Raw genomic sequence first — 15158 nt, forward strand, 5'->3', positions numbered from 1 at the left:
ATGTTTATGTTGTGAACATAAACAACCGACTGATGTGTAAAATTGTCTCCTAATTATATGCATTGGATATTACCTTTAACTAAAGCGTACGAAATGAAACTCAAGCTTGTTATTGTCGGCTTTTTTTTGTTTGCCTTCATAGGAGTAAACGCCCAGGCCCCGCGGATAGTATATACCGAACCGGAAAAGGAGGATACCCGCCGCACCTCCTTTGAAATCCTGGGAAAGATTGATGGCGATGTGCTGATCTATAAGAATAACCGTTCGGAGCATGCGATTTCCATCTATGATGAGGAGATGAAGCTGAAGCAGCAGGTTAGTATGGATTTTATGCCAGAGCGCATTATCAATGTGGATTATATCACGTATCCGGATAAGGTCCTGTTTTTCTATCAGTACCAGAAAAAGCGAATTGTGTATTGTGATTATGTAGCTATCGGGGCAGGCGGAAAACCCCTGGCTAACCCCATCACCCTGGATACTACGGAAATCGGCTATTCTTCCAGCAACAAGATTTACACGGTTGTAAACAGCGATGACAAACAAAAACTCATGCTGTTTAAAGTGAACAGCAGCAATCCACGCCGGTTCTTCATCACCTCCTTTCTTTATGATGCCGATCTGAAACTGATTACCCGCAATTTCAGTGAAGTGGCCATGGACGAAAAAGGGGATTATTTTTCTGATTTTCATTTAAGTAATGCCGGCGAACTGGTGGTGGCGAAATTTATCCGGGCAGGCAATAATTCCGATTTTATTGCCGGGGTTTCCATGCTGGTCAAACACCCCGATTCACTGGGTTTCAGTATCCGCAAGGTGGAAATCGGTAAAATGATTCTGGATAATCTCCTGCTGAAAATCGATAATAACAATAACCGGATCCTGATGGCTTCCTTCTTCTCCCGGCAGAAAAGGGGTAATATGGAGGGGCTATACCTGGTAAAATGGGATAAAGGCGCCCATACCAAAGTGATGGATACGGCCATGGTATTTAATGATGAGTTACGGGTGATGGCCAAGGGCACCGATGCCAATAAAAAATCCGCTTTCAACGATTTCTTTATTAAAAATATTTTCACGCGGAAAGACGGAGGGTTTGTAATTGTGAGTGAATCGCTTTATACGACATCGCGGAATAATAGTTTTAATCGATGGGATTATATGGGCTTTGGCAATCCGTGGATGAGCCCCATGAATTACGGGTACTGGTCGCCGATATACTCTCCCTATGGCATGCCCTGGAACCGCTATGGCTGGAATAACAATATGCAGAACCGCTATTTTGCGGAGAATGTACTGGTGCTGTCTTTTGGTCCGAACGATAACGTCGAATGGAGCAATGTGATCACCAAAAATCAGTTTGATGACGAAAGCGATAACATGATTTCTTACGGAAATATGAATACAGGTGGAGAAGTACACTTTCTTTTTAATACTTTCGAAAGGCGGACATTCGTTTTAACTGACCAAAGCCTTGACCCGGCGGGTAAAATAACACGATATCCGACATTGAAAAACCTGGATAAAGGGTACGATTTCATGCCAAGATTCGCGAAGCAGGTAAGTGCGAGGCAGATTATCATACCCTGTTTGTACAGGAATTACCTGTGCTTCGCCAGGGTTGACTTTTAATAAACCATGCCATAGTGATAGGAGTTTTCCGGCAAAAGAATCCAGGGAATGCATTCGTTTTGCTTATTTATGCCCTGATTCTGAAATTTCCCATATTCCTGCATTCCGCCGCTCCTTTGCGGCAGGAGGATGATAATTATCTCTATCGGTTATTACTGAATACCCTTGCGCCCGTTTTTGGGAAGCAGGGGTATTTTTATGCACTACTGGCTTTTTTGCTACTGTATGTACAGGCAAGCCTGCTCAACCGGATTGCCAATAATGTAAAACTGTTGCCCAAACCCAATTACCTGTTTGGGATGTCCTTTTTGCTCGTAAGTTCCCTGTTGCCCGAATGGAACCAGTTTTCCAGCACCCTGCTGGTTAATTTCTGCCTGATCTGGATCTGGTACGGAATGGTCAGGTGGTACAATAATACCCGGGCCATGGGGGCGATTTTTAATACCTGCCTGCTGGTGGGGGTGCTGCCACTGCTGTATACGCCTTCCATTGGATTTGTGGTGATGGTGGTACTGGGCATTTTTATAACCCGACCGCTTCGGATAGGAGAGTTCGTGGTGGCACTGATCGGTTTTCTGGCGCCTTTTTATTTTTTGATGGTCGTGATGTACCTGACGGATAACTGGAAACCGGAGGAATTGCTGCCTTCCATCCAGTTTCACCTGCCCAAATTGCCGGCATCACTCTGGACTACCGGCGGGATGTTATTATTGGTGGTGCCTTTTCTGGTAGGTGCCTATTTTGTGCAGGATAACCTGAATAAAATGCTGATCCAGGTGCGCAAAATCTGGAGTCTGTTACTGGTGATTATGCTGGTCGGACTCATTGTTATATTGGTGAATCCGGGTGAAAATTACCAGCACTGGATGCTGAGTGTAATCCCGATTGCCTGTTTTCATGCCGCTGCTTTTTATTATCCTGAGCGCAAATTGTTTCCCCTGGTTTTACACTGGATCCTCTTTGCCTTTGTTGTGGCGGCGAATTATCTTAGTTTTGCGCTTTAAATCCACTTACATGAAGTTTGGTGTAGTTGTTTTCCCCGGTTCCAATTGCGATCGCGATATGCAGGATGCTCTGCAAAATGACCTCGGACAGGAAGTGATCATGCTTTGGCACAAAGACCGCGACCTGTCGGCCTTTTCAACCGAGGATTGCATTGTTCTGCCCGGTGGATTTTCCTATGGCGATTACCTGCGTTGTGGTGCAGTGGCCCGTTTCAGCCCGATGATGCAGAGTGTAATTGAATTTGCCAACCGCGGGGGTAAAGTGCTGGGAGTTTGTAATGGCTTCCAGATTCTTTGCGAGGCGCACCTCTTACCCGGTGTATTATTGCGAAATGCCAATCAGCAGTTTATCTGTAAAAATGTATTTATAAAAGGAGCGGGGTCCGATCAGGCCCTGAAAATTCCCATTGCGCATGGTGAAGGCCGTTATTTCGCCGATGAAGCAACCCTTGATCAGCTGGAAGCCAATAACCAGGTGATTTACCGCTATTGCGATGCGGGCGGTGAGCTGACGGCTGCAGCCAATCCCAATGGAGCGCTCCGCAATATTGCGGGTATCCGGAATGCATCGGGGAATGTATTCGGTATGATGCCGCACCCCGAACGCGCCACCTCCCTTGCCCTCGGCAATACCGATGGCCGCCTCGTGATCGAATCTCTATTAAGTGTCAGACAGGTGTTGGTATAGGTGTCAGACAAATGTTCTGACATATATCTGACACCTCTCTAACATCGTTCTAACATATATCTGACGTTTTTGGCTTCTTGTGTGACTTGGTTAACATAACATTTGAAATTTTTCATTCAATTTTGTACCATGAAAAAAATGTTACTCTCCTTGTTGGTTATGGTGCTGGCTACAGCCACCTTCGCACAAAGTGAAAAACAGGTTCGCTGGACCTTCGAATCCAAAAAGATTTCAGATAATACCTACGAAGTACGCATCACCGCCGACATCGGTGGAAATTTTCATATGTATGCGCAGGACGGTGGCGATGGCCCCGTATCCACCACCTTCGATTTTACCAAAAACCCCCTCATCAGCTTCGATGGCAAAGTGAAAGAAGTGGGTAAAATGAAAAAAATCTACGAAGAAGCCTTCGGATCCGAAGTTCGGTACTACGAGAAAAAAGTGGATTTTGTTCAGGTCGTGAAAGTGAAAGGCAAAGCAAAACCAACCCTGGCAGGTAAAGTAGAATTCATGGTTTGCAACGATAAAGAATGTCTGCCTCCTTCCACTGTCAATTTTAAAGTAGCATTAGGCGGTTAATTCCCGCCAATACCCATAGTCTGAACGAGTTCCAACCGAACTCGTTTCTTTTTTCACTCCCAAACCCTGGTCGGTTATGTTTAATCGTTTTTGCCTGTTGCTCAGTACCCTTCTGCTGCAGTTAACCCTGTTTTCACAGGAAACCCAATCCCCGGTGCAATGGACCTTTAGCAGCGTCAGTTCCCCCAGCGGCTCCGAGCTCATACTCAAAGCCAGTATCGCTCCCGGCTGGAAACTCTATTCCCTCACCGCCACCGACGATCAACCCAATACCCGTATCGTTGCCGATTCTGCCTGGCTCTCCAAAATGGGCCAGCCCATCGAAATCGGGGCCCTCCAAAACCAACCCGAACCCCTGTTCGAAAACGCCCGAATCCCCTATTTCGAAAAGGAACTCGAAATAAAAATCCCGTTAAACAGGCTCGATGGTATTCAGCTAATCAAAGGATCCATCCTGTTCATGGCGTTAAAAGGGGAAGAAATCATCGGGCCCGAAGAAGTCCCCTTTCGGTTCGAAGTGCAGGCCAATGGACAACTGGCCCTATCCACACTTAAAGCCACCGAAGGAACCCAAAACCAGATCAAACGATCCGCCATCCAGCTGGATCAGCCCGCCGCCGATTGCGGAGGCTCAGGTGTGGCCACCGCAAGCGAAAGCGGACTCCTCAATATTTTTATCCTGGGTTTCCTCGGCGGATTAATCGCCCTGTTTACTCCCTGCGTATTCCCGATGATCCCGCTCACCGTTTCCTTTTTTACCAAAAAATCACAGGATCGCAGAAAAGGTGTCGGAAACGCCCTGCTCTACGGGTTTTTTATCTTCCTGATTTATATCCTGCTCTCCATTCCCTTCCATTTTCTGGACAGCATCAACCCCGAAATCTTAAATAATATCTCCACCAATGTCTGGCTCAACCTGCTCTTCTTCGTGATTTTCGTAGTCTTCGCCCTTTCCTTTTTCGGACTCTTTGAAATCACGCTGCCCAGCAGTTTGTCCAATACCATCGATTCCAAATCCGGCGTTGGCGGCGGCATCGGTATATTTTTCATGGCCCTGACCCTTGCCCTGGTTTCTTTCAGCTGTACCGGACCAATCCTCGGATCACTCCTGGCAGGTTCACTGTCCACCAATGGCGGAGCCATGCAGCTTACGGTTGGTATGGGCGGATTTGGTCTCGCTCTCGCCCTGCCCTTCGCCTTATTTGCCCTTTTCCCGAACTGGCTGAACGCTATCCCTAAATCAGGGGGATGGCTTACCACAGTTAAAATCGTACTGGGTTTTGTGGAACTGGCCCTCGCCATCAAATTCCTGAGCAATGCCGATCTCGTAATGCATTGGGGCATCCTGAAAAGAGAAGTCTTCTTTGGTATCTGGATCATCATCGGTGTGCTCACCACGCTCTATCTGTTTGGCTTACTTCGGTTTTCGCATGAGGGTCCGGTTAAGAAACTCGGCACCACCAGAAAGCTATTTGGTTTCCTGTTTGCGGTTTTCACCCTCTACCTAATACCCGGACTCACCAACACTCCCTATGCCAACCTGAAACTCTTAAGCGGATTTCCACCACCACTTACCTATAGCGTTTACAAACACGAAGAAACCATTATCGTAAACGATTATGAAAAAGCCCTGGCTTTATCCAAACAATTGAACAAACCATTGCTGATCGATTTTACCGGATGGGCCTGTGTCAATTGCCGACGCATGGAAGAAAATGTTTGGCCCGATGCCGATGTAAAAGCACTGATGGAAAAATATATCCTGGTATCGCTTTATGTGGATGACCGGAAAGCATTGCCGGATAAGGAACAGTTCATCTACACAAATGAGAAAGGCGTTAAGAAAGAAATCAAAACCATCGGAGATAAATTCGTCACCTTCCAGACAGAGAATTTCAAGAATGCCTCACAACCCTGGTATGTGGTGCTTTCTCCGGATGAAAAACTGATGAGTCAGCCGGTGGGTTATACCCCCGATTCCAAAGAATATGCAGATTGGCTGCAATGCGGATTGGACGCCTTCAGCAAACAATAAAAACTTAAAAGGCCGCCTCCGGAGAGACGGCCTTTTTTCTTACTGCAAAGAGCCTGACCTATAGTTAATAACCAACTGAATGCTAAAAATTCGGATCGCCCGGGGTATTCGGATTATTATCTCTTTCCCTGAACGGATAAGGGAAGAAATTCCTTTTCTTTTCTACGTTCGGTTCATTCGACCGATTAAACCGCCGCATGTCTTCCAACTTGAATCCCTGCATGTATAATTCGAGTGCACGTTGACGATAGATTTCAGTCAGCACTGCGTCTTGTGTTACAGCACCGGCATAGGGGCCCTGATTGGCGCCAATTCCAAATGGATCAGTAGCACTTGTTTTGGTAAGGATTTTATTGAGTTCTGTAATCGCATCCGGCAAACTTGCGGCTCCCGCACGGGCATGTGCTTCGGCTTTGATGAGCGTCATCTCACCAGGAACATATATTGCCCAGGGAGTAGCCAGATCAGCTCCGAATCCTTTGATTCTCCAGCGGGGAGCGATGGTGGTATTCAGGTTCATATAAAATGCCAGACGACCATCCGACATATCCGGTCTTAATGCTTCCGGTAATCCAAAAGTAGAATCAATTACCTGGAAAACATTGTTGGTGGCAGTTGCTACATTGAAAACCGGATTTGGAGAGATGGCATCAAAATTCATGGTGCTCTTCGATGTCAGGTTAACCGCATTGGCTGCGGTTAGTGCCGCCGGAAAATTGCCTGTAAATAATGAGTAGCGTGCTTTCAATGCCTGTAGGGTATTGGGAATTTCAATGCCTGCAGGAATGTTTGCTAAAAACTGATTGCTGATTGGATTTGCTGCGATGGCTGCCAACGCTGCGTCAATCGTTTCGATTGCCTGCGCAAATCCCTCTTCTCTGTCAACAAAGCTCACATTTGTTCCTATTGATTCAGGAACCTGCTCCCAAAACATGGCCAGATTTCCCAATGCAAGCGCTTTAAAAATTGAGGCATAGGCGATTAATCCGGATGCATAATTTTTGTCACCCAGTTTAGGAGCATTGTCAATGACATTGTTTGCATCGAAAATTACTTTCAAACTACTGGTCCAAAGATTGCCAAGGACACCATTGTTACCATCTACGTTAATTCCACCTTTTGATAAATTAAACTCATCCACATTTCCTTCGTTGCGCAAACTCAACTCAAAACTGGTAAATCCATTGGCGGTTACCAGGTTATAGAGTGCAGATTGGCGGCCTACACTGTATTGCTTTTGCACACCAACCGCTACACCTGTTAAACCTGTTGAAGTGCTTAGCGCATTATTATTAGGAGTTGCACTGGGGTCATCGAAATTCTTGCTGCAACTAGCCAAACTTAGTGCCAGTGTTGCAAGCAGTAAAAATTTACTATTATATTGTTTCATACATTTAATTTGGAGGTTAGTCACTAGAATTTTGCACTTACATTAAAGGCAAATGTTCTTGGAATGGGTACGTTTCCAAAATCAATACCGCGGGCAATATTGCTGCCTCCACCTGCATTGGTTTCCGGATCAAATCCTTTATAATTGTCCCAGCTGATCAGGTTTCTGCCGGAGAAGCCTAAGCGCAGATCACTGATCACTTTATTGATTTTGCCCAAACTATAACTCAAAGAGATTTCCCGCAGTTTTACAAAACTTCCATCATCAATTCTCCACTCTTCAATGGCATACACACCACTGATATATCCTCTTGGAATTAAACCGCGATGTTCTTTTTCTGCAAATTCTGCACCGTTACCTACGCCCTGGCGGGTACGGAAATCGGCATTGAATACATCCACTCCCTGAACAGCATCCAGTTGAACACGCAGGGAAAGTTTTTTGTACTCAAAGGTGTTCACCATAGTTCCGGTCCAATCAGGATTGGGATCGCCAATGATTTTTCTTAATGGAGTTCCTGTTGGCAAACCATCCGCCCCTCTTTGTGTAGTATAAGACTGCGGATTATTTTGAACGCCTCTTTCCTGAACAGGTATGCCTGTTGCATTTTTGATTTCGTTTCCGTTTTCATCTTTCGCAAAGAAGAATCCATAAAATACACCAATGGGTGCACCTCTAAGCAGGGATACTGATCCTGCAGGAAGATTGAATTGAATAAGTCCCTGTGGAATTTCTTCTACCCGGTTGCGGTTACGGTTATAAATCACATCCACATCCCAGCGGAAGTTTTTGCTTTTTATTGGCGTAGCTCCAATCATCAGTTCAATTCCCTTATTACGAACCATACCCACATTGTCCAGTAAACTGCTATAACCGGTGGATGGTGCAATAAATCGGCCGATCAGTAATTGGGATACTTTTTTGTTATACCAGTTGAACGTAATATTCAAACGGCTATCAAAGAAGGCCATATCTGTTCCGATCTCCAACTCTTTCTGTACCTCCGGCTGCATATTCGTGTTTGCTAATTGAGAACGGGACATCAATGAGGTTCTACCCACCAGTGGCCCTGCAGAGTATGTATTAAATCTATCGTATGCACCAATACCAGTCAGGTTGCCACTCTCACCATATGCCGCACGTAATTTGAAATAGTTCCAGGTTTTAGCCAGTCCCAGTTTCTCCCAGAAATTTTCATCGCTCATTACATACGAGCCACTGAGTTTCAGGTAGAACTGATTGCGCTGGTCTTCCCCAAATACGGAGGAACCATCCACCCTTCCCGCTGCTGTTAGAAAGTACCTGTTTCTAAACTTAAAGTTTTGTTGCAGATAAGCACCGGAGATGGAGATCTCAGAACGTGCATCCACACCGGGTAATACTGTACTGGCACCTCCTACTGTTTGAACAAAAGGAGCCAACCCACGGCCTTGTGCAACCGAATAATTGGTTCGCTCGTATTGTAAGGAGTATCCCACCTGTGTGGTGGAATTGAAATCATCCGTAATGTTTTTATTCAGCGTTGCATTGATCTCGTGGTTGATAAGGAACTGCTGGTTATTACCTACCGAAGCATACCCATTCTGAGCAGGATCAAGTGATGGACCTCCGCCCCAGAAACCCGGACTCGCATTATAGGTATAGGGAGGAATATAAGTGGTTCCAACCTGGGCAATATTGTCAATCCCCATTGTATAATCAATTGTAAGATCTTTCAGTGGTTTCAATTTCAATCCCAGTGAACTGATGATGCGGTTGGTTTGATTCCGTTGTTTGATATCCTCTATGATACTAACGGGATTGATCCGTCCCCTTTCGCCCACTGCCTGCAGGTTACCATTTGCATCCCGCTGCCAGATATCATGAAAATTACCAATGATGGTGACACTGTTGATAGGAGAGAAGAAGGAGTTGCCATCCGGTTTTTCATTCGCCAGACTGTTCACATAATTCAGTCCCACATTAACGCTTACCCATTTGGCAATTTCCTGATCAATATTGGCTCTGAAACTGAATCGCTGAAAATCGGTATTCTTGATAATACCCTGATTGTACATATGCGAAGCCGACATGAAATATTTGGTCTTGTCTTTTCCGCCGCGCACAGAAATATTATTATCCGTGCCGATTCCATCACGGAAAATATAATCCCAGTAGTTGTAGCGGGTTACATTAGTTGTATTGGTTAGTCCGGTTAACAGAATATCCTGTGTTTCTGCACCCGGTCCATCTGTTGGTCCGCCAAATTTGGTTGGCGCTTTATTATAACCAACATCCTTGCGGAGCTGGTTTAAATTAACCGATGTATTAAAGTTTACCACCGGCGCTCCTGTACTACCGCGTTTGGTAAAAATTTGAACCACACCCGCATTTGCCCGGCTGCCGTAGATGGCAGCAGCTGCAGCACCATTCAGAATTTCAACCCGCTCAATATCTGCCGGATTGATATCAACCAAACGGTTAGGGGCAGGTGAAATAAGTCCGTCATAGGCATCCTGGGTATTGGTTACCCTTCTGGCACTATTACTTACTATAACACCGTCTACGATATACAATGGCTCACTTGATCCGTTAATGGTACTGGTTCCTCTCAGACGAACGGAAATACTTCCACCCGGATCACCACTGTTCTGAATGATTTGTGCACCGGGCGTTTTACCCTGCATGGCAGCCAATACGTTTCCAGTGGCGCCTTTGGTGAGTTCATCGCCCTTTACCGTAGCTACGAAGTTTCCAAGTTGTCTTTTGGTAGTACCCAGGGAAGTTCCTGTTACGATTACCTCATCCATATTGGTGGCATCGGATCGAAGGCTGGCATTCAACGTGTAGGTAGTAGCTTCTGTGATCGTCAGGTTCTGTGTGATCGTTCTGAAAGCAATACCGGAAAATTCCAGCACATAGCGGCCTGGTTTTAAATCGCTGGTAATGGTGTACACCCCATTTTCATCTGTTGTTGCACCGGCAGTGGTGGATCGCACCTGTACCGAAATGGAAGGCAGGGCCTGGCCGTTTTCATCGGTTACTGTGCCGGAGATTCGTACCTGACCAATAACCGCCATTGCAAAGAGCTGTAGCGTAAGGCCAAGAAGAAGCTTCTTCCAGTTCCGAAGTTTCGAACTTTTTTTTGGGTTCATAAAGCAGTGTTTAGTTGTAATGAAAGCGTTGATTAGTTATTCTGTCTGCGAGATACAGGAGGAATGCTGCGGATAACGGAACAGATCCGTTCTACAGAGGGGGTGCGGGTTGGTCGGCAGCAAAATTCTTCTCAGTGACTAGCAGTACTGAAAATTAACCAAATTCTCCGACAAATAGTTGCATAATCCGGCAAAAAATCGCAAATAATTTCAATTAAACTTATCTGATCCGGTTAATACTCTCTAAATCAGGCAGCTTTGCTCACGTGTTGAGGTTCTTTGCAGGTTTTCCTTTTCACCCGACCGGTGCCACCGGTCGGGTGCCACCGGTCGGGTGCCACCGGTCGGGTGAAAAGGAGGAAAAGAAAAAAGCCCTCGGGAAAGAGGGCTTTAGTTAGGCGTCATTCTGTAACAGCCTTCTGGCTGGCAAGCGAAACATTTGAGATGTCAGAGGGAGCTACAGAATGACATTATGTTTGATGGAATCATCGTCGTTTTACGTAGCAATATTACAGTGTAAAATTGATTCGGTTCAGTATACTTGTTTAAAAAATTATTAAAAACAGAAAATATTAAAGCGCAATGTTTTTTTCTGTCATCATCTTACGCAGATTTATCAGTCCGTAACGCATCCGTCCCAATGCAGTATTGATGCTGCAATTGGTTAATGCTGCAATCTCTTTAAAACTCAATTCTGCATAATGACGAAGAATGATTACTTCACGCTGATCTTCCGGTAAACGATCCAGCATCTGACGTACCCGATCATGGCTCTGGCGCTTCATCATCTTAACATCCGCACCATCTTCAGTGAAATTGATTACTTCAAAAATGTCGCGGTCATCACTTGTTTTGATGGCAGGTGAACGCTTCACTTTTCTGAAATGATCTACACAGAGATTGTGCGCAATCCGCATAGCCCAGGGAAGGAATTTTCCTTCTTCGGTGTACCTGCCAGCACGCAGGGTGTCAATAATTTTAATGAGTACATCCTGAAAAATATCTTCGGCCAGATATTTGTCTTTCACCAGGAAAAGAATGGACGTGTACAATTTGTCTTTGTGACGGAGGATAAGGGTTTCAAGAGCGGGCATGTCACCATCCATAAACATATGGATTAGTTCATTGTCTGTTTTAACGCAATGTGATTTCATAAACATCTACGGTTTTAGTATTAAATGGGATATTGGTTATTTGGATTTGGGAAAATTACGATTGTAGTAGTAAATCTACGATAGGCGTGCGTTTGATGGTTTTTGTTACTGGATTGATTACATAATAAAAATAATAATTTCTTCGAATAAACAAGAGGTTGTTAAAATTATTTTCCATTTATCGAAAATTACCGGCTGATTGTCTAAATAGATTTACTTAAACACAATATACGGAACGGCTAAAAAGGCAGATTTCGCCCTAAACTATTTATTTCCGGGGATGTTTTCCTGTATCGTAAATTTGCTTTTCTATGAAATCAGCTTCCCGCTCTGTCGATACACTCTCACAGGATATATATATAAAAGGTGCTCGTGTTCACAATCTAAAGAATGTAGATGTTACCATCCCCCGGAATAAACTGGTAGTAGTAACCGGTGTTTCCGGCTCCGGTAAGAGCTCGCTCACCATTGATACCCTCTTCGCAGAAGGACAACGCCGCTATGCCGAAAGCCTCAGCGCCTATGCCCGCCAGTTCCTGATGCGGATGAATAAACCCGATGTCGATTATATAAAGGGATTATGTCCCGCTATCGCCATCGAACAAAAGGTAATCACCCGCACCCCCCGATCCACCGTGGGCAGTATGACCGAAATCTACGATTATCTCCGCCTGCTTTTCGCTCGTGTCGGCAAAACCATTTCCCCGATTTCGGGTAAGCTTGTCCGTAAAGACGATGTCAGCAATGTGGTGGAAGCTATTCAGCAATTACCCGAAGGATCCAAAGTGCTGGTATTGGTGCCTTTTCTCCTGCATGCCAACCGATCGGTTCCCGAAGAGTTGAATATCCTGCTGCAAAAAGGATTCAGCCGCTTATTCGACGGCGAAATCCTCCGGATAGAAGACCTGCTGGAATCCTTTCAGGAAGGAGGCGGCAAACCCTGGAAGCCCTCCCCAAAAAAACCGGTCTACCTGCTGATCGATCGCCTCGTGGTAAAAACATTTGAAGAAGAAGACCTGCATCGGATGGCCGATTCCATCGGAACGGCTTTTTATGAAGGTGAAGGCAAAGTTGAATTACAGGTGGATGGTGCTAAACATCTTCAATTCTCCAACCGCTTTGAACTCGATGGCATCCTCTTCGAAGAACCTGTTCCCAATCTATTTTCCTTCAACAACCCCTTTGGTGCCTGTCCCACCTGCGAAGGCTTCAGTCAGGTCCTCGGCATTGATGAAGACCTTGTTATCCCCGACAAACGTTTAAGTGTATACGAAGGAGCCGTTGCTCCCTGGAAAGGCGAAAAACTCGGCTGGTGGAAAGAACAGTTTGTAAAAGCATCCAAAGCAACCGGATTCCCCATTCATAAAGCCATTGCCGACCTCAGCAAAGAACAATACCGTCAACTCTGGAAAGGCATTTCACCCGCATTGGGAATCGATGATTTTTTCCGTGAAGTGGAAGCGAACCTCTATAAGGTACAGTACCGTGTATTGTTATCACGTTACCGCGGCCGAACCACCTGTACCGATTGCGGAGGTTATCGCCTTAGAAAAGAAGCACTCTATGTAAAAATTGGCGATAAACATATTGGTGAACTCTGTGAACTGCCGGTGCGCGATCTGCAACAATGGTTTAGTAAACTAAAATTGTCCGACTATGATCGCCAGGTTGCCAAACGGATTCTGCTGGAAGTAGAAACACGAATCGGCACCTTAATGGAAGTGGGACTTGGTTACCTGACCCTATCCCGCCTCGCCAATTCCCTCAGTGGTGGCGAAAGCCAGCGGATTCAACTGACCCGCAGCCTGGGTTCCAATCTCACCAATTCGCTCTATATCCTCGATGAACCTTCGATTGGATTACATTCCCGCGATACCGAACGGCTTATCGGCGTATTAAAAAACCTACGCGATCTGGGAAACACGGTAGTAGTAGTTGAGCACGATGAGATGATGATGCGCGAAGCGGATTATATCATCGATATGGGTCCGCTTGCCTCCCACCTCGGCGGTGAAGTAGTGGCGGCCGGAAATTATGAGCAACTCATCGCGAATAAAAAAAGTTTAACCGGACAATACCTCAAAGGCCAGCTCACCATTGATCCGCCGGCGCAAACCAGAAAATGGACGCGCTCAATTTCGGTTATGGGGGCACGGCAGCATAACCTCAAAAATATTAATGTAGAATTTCCTCTGGGTATTTTCACAGTGGTGAGCGGTGTGAGTGGAAGTGGAAAAACAACCCTGGTAAAACAGATTCTCTACCCCGGACTCCAAAAAATAAAAGGAGAATCGGCCGATAAAGTGGGCATGCACAAATCTCTGGAAGGTGATATAGATTTTGTAACGCAAATTGAACTGGTAGATCAGAATCCAATCGGAAAATCATCGCGCTCCAATCCGGTTACCTATATCAAGGCCTATGATGAAATCAGGGATCTCTACGCATCACAACCACTTAGTAAAATGCGCGGATTTCAACCCAAACATTTTTCTTTCAATGTCGACGGCGGACGATGCGACGCCTGCAAGGGAGAAGGCGAACAAATTGTTGAAATGCAATTCCTGGCCGATGTGCATCTTACCTGCGATGTATGCGGTGGTAAACGCTTTAAAGAAGAAGTACTCGAAGTAACCTATCAGGAAAAAAACATCCACGATGTATTGCAGATGAGTGTGGACGAAGCCCTCGAATTCTTTGCCAAAGAAAAAGATGTGGTCAATAAAATCAAGGCATTGAGTGATGTGGGATTGGGTTATGTAAAACTCGGCCAGTCATCCGACACCCTCTCCGGTGGAGAAGCCCAAAGAGTGAAACTGGCTTCCTTTCTGGGAAGAGGACGCGCACAGGGACATATTCTCTTTATTTTTGATGAGCCCACAACCGGACTGCATTTTCATGATATCAAAAAACTCCTCGCTTCCTTTAATGCACTGGTTAATCAGGGACATACCATCCTCGTTATCGAACACAATACAGATGTAATCAAATCTGCCGATTGGGTAATCGATCTCGGACCTGAAGCCGGTGATGGTGGGGGAGAATTGGTATATGCGGGACTGCCATCCGGACTCAAAAAAAATAAAGAAAGCCGGACGGCTAAGTTTCTTACCTGAGCCGATCCAGACTTTTAATGAGTTTCTCATCTTTACGAATACCGCTGGCAGCAAGGAACAGAAAAATCAGCATCGCAATAGGCAACAGTCCGCCCCACTGGTAAGTGCCCTGCGTCATATTCACAGATGTCTTAAAACCTTCTACCGAGTACACCTGCAAACCAATTACCACCGCGGACAATAAAATGCCAATCCAAACCAGTTTGGTTTGCGTCTTTCTGTCTTTAAACAGAAAAATCGTAACGGTGGATAATACCGCAATGCCAATGGCCAGTGCAAAAGAAAGCAGGCTTTCCGTTGCCAGAAAATGCCGCACGGTACCATCCTGTAAAGTAGCTGCAAACAAAGGCACTTTCGCCATCGCGAATCCACAAATGGCAGCCAGTGCCAGCCAAACCGATTGTATACGTTGAATCATATAGT

The 15158-nt window shown here is 45.6% G+C and carries 10 protein-coding genes; 6 read left to right on the plus strand and 4 right to left on the minus strand.

Features of this window, described 5'->3' with window-relative positions:
• The first annotated feature begins 93 nt into the window (after window positions 1-93).
• The 5 genes from B2746_RS15555 (at window position 94) to B2746_RS15575 (ending at window position 5941) form a co-directional block, all read left to right on the plus strand.
• Window positions 94-1632, plus strand: a complete 1539-nt coding sequence (locus B2746_RS15555; RefSeq protein ID WP_290795726.1) for a hypothetical protein — start codon at window positions 94-96, stop codon at window positions 1630-1632.
• Window positions 1633-1646: 14 nt separating this feature from the next.
• A complete protein-coding gene (locus tag B2746_RS15560) occupies window positions 1647-2636 on the plus strand; it encodes a hypothetical protein (protein ID WP_290795728.1) in 990 nt (329 codons plus the stop codon).
• Between the two features lie 10 nt (window positions 2637-2646).
• Entirely contained in the window at window positions 2647-3324 is a 678-nt protein-coding gene (gene purQ, locus B2746_RS15565) for a phosphoribosylformylglycinamidine synthase subunit PurQ (RefSeq protein WP_290795730.1), read from the plus strand.
• A 129-nt stretch (window positions 3325-3453) separates the two neighbouring features.
• Window positions 3454-3906, plus strand: a complete 453-nt coding sequence (locus tag B2746_RS15570) for a protein-disulfide reductase DsbD domain-containing protein (protein WP_290795732.1) — start codon at window positions 3454-3456, stop codon at window positions 3904-3906.
• A gap of 76 nt (window positions 3907-3982) precedes the next feature.
• Window positions 3983-5941, plus strand: a complete 1959-nt coding sequence (locus B2746_RS15575) for a protein-disulfide reductase DsbD family protein (RefSeq protein ID WP_290795735.1) — start codon at window positions 3983-3985, stop codon at window positions 5939-5941.
• Window positions 5942-6023: 82 nt separating this feature from the next.
• Here the strand turns inward: B2746_RS15575 and B2746_RS15580 are convergent, their stop codons facing one another.
• From B2746_RS15580 to B2746_RS15590, 3 genes are all read right to left on the minus strand, one after another.
• Window positions 6024-7331: a RagB/SusD family nutrient uptake outer membrane protein gene (locus B2746_RS15580; RefSeq protein WP_290795736.1), complete on the minus strand. Its 1308-nt coding sequence runs from the start codon at window positions 7329-7331 to the stop codon at window positions 6024-6026.
• Window positions 7332-7354: 23 nt separating this feature from the next.
• Complete coding sequence (locus B2746_RS15585) at window positions 7355-10465, minus strand: SusC/RagA family TonB-linked outer membrane protein (RefSeq protein WP_290795738.1); 3111 nt, start codon at window positions 10463-10465, stop codon at window positions 7355-7357.
• Window positions 10466-11037: 572 nt separating this feature from the next.
• On the minus strand, window positions 11038-11619 hold the full coding sequence (locus B2746_RS15590) for an RNA polymerase sigma factor (RefSeq protein ID WP_290795740.1): 582 nt from the start codon (window positions 11617-11619) through the stop codon (window positions 11038-11040).
• A gap of 311 nt (window positions 11620-11930) precedes the next feature.
• Here B2746_RS15590 and uvrA point away from each other — a divergent pair, with 311 nt between their 5' ends.
• On the plus strand, window positions 11931-14735 hold the full coding sequence (gene uvrA / locus B2746_RS15595) for an excinuclease ABC subunit UvrA (RefSeq protein ID WP_290795742.1): 2805 nt from the start codon (window positions 11931-11933) through the stop codon (window positions 14733-14735).
• Here the strand turns inward: uvrA and B2746_RS15600 are convergent.
• Window positions 14728-15153, minus strand: a complete 426-nt coding sequence (locus B2746_RS15600; protein ID WP_290795744.1) for a DUF4293 domain-containing protein — start codon at window positions 15151-15153, stop codon at window positions 14728-14730. The two genes, uvrA and B2746_RS15600, sit on opposite strands and share 8 nt — an antisense overlap.
• Window positions 15154-15158: the final 5 nt, after the last annotated feature.

This window comes from Flavihumibacter sp. UBA7668 (assembly GCF_002483205.1).
In the GTDB taxonomy this organism is placed as follows: Bacteria; Bacteroidota; Bacteroidia; order Chitinophagales; family Chitinophagaceae; genus Flavihumibacter.

Bases quoted from the DNA above. Each gene is read 5' to 3' on its own strand.
- B2746_RS15580 (WP_290795736.1), bottom strand. From the start codon at position 7,331: ATGAAACAATATAATAGTAAATTTTTACTGCTTGCAACACTGGCACTA.
- B2746_RS15575 (WP_290795735.1), top strand. From the start codon at position 3,983: ATGTTTAATCGTTTTTGCCTGTTGCTCAGTACCCTTCTGCTGCAGTTA.
- uvrA (WP_290795742.1), top strand. From the start codon at position 11,931: ATGAAATCAGCTTCCCGCTCTGTCGATACACTCTCACAGGATATATAT.
- purQ (WP_290795730.1), top strand. From the start codon at position 2,647: ATGAAGTTTGGTGTAGTTGTTTTCCCCGGTTCCAATTGCGATCGCGAT.
- B2746_RS15590 (WP_290795740.1), bottom strand. From the start codon at position 11,619: ATGAAATCACATTGCGTTAAAACAGACAATGAACTAATCCATATGTTT.
- B2746_RS15600 (WP_290795744.1), bottom strand. From the start codon at position 15,153: ATGATTCAACGTATACAATCGGTTTGGCTGGCACTGGCTGCCATTTGT.
- B2746_RS15570 (WP_290795732.1), top strand. From the start codon at position 3,454: ATGAAAAAAATGTTACTCTCCTTGTTGGTTATGGTGCTGGCTACAGCC.
- B2746_RS15555 (WP_290795726.1), top strand. From the start codon at position 94: ATGAAACTCAAGCTTGTTATTGTCGGCTTTTTTTTGTTTGCCTTCATA.
- B2746_RS15585 (WP_290795738.1), bottom strand. From the start codon at position 10,465: ATGAACCCAAAAAAAAGTTCGAAACTTCGGAACTGGAAGAAGCTTCTT.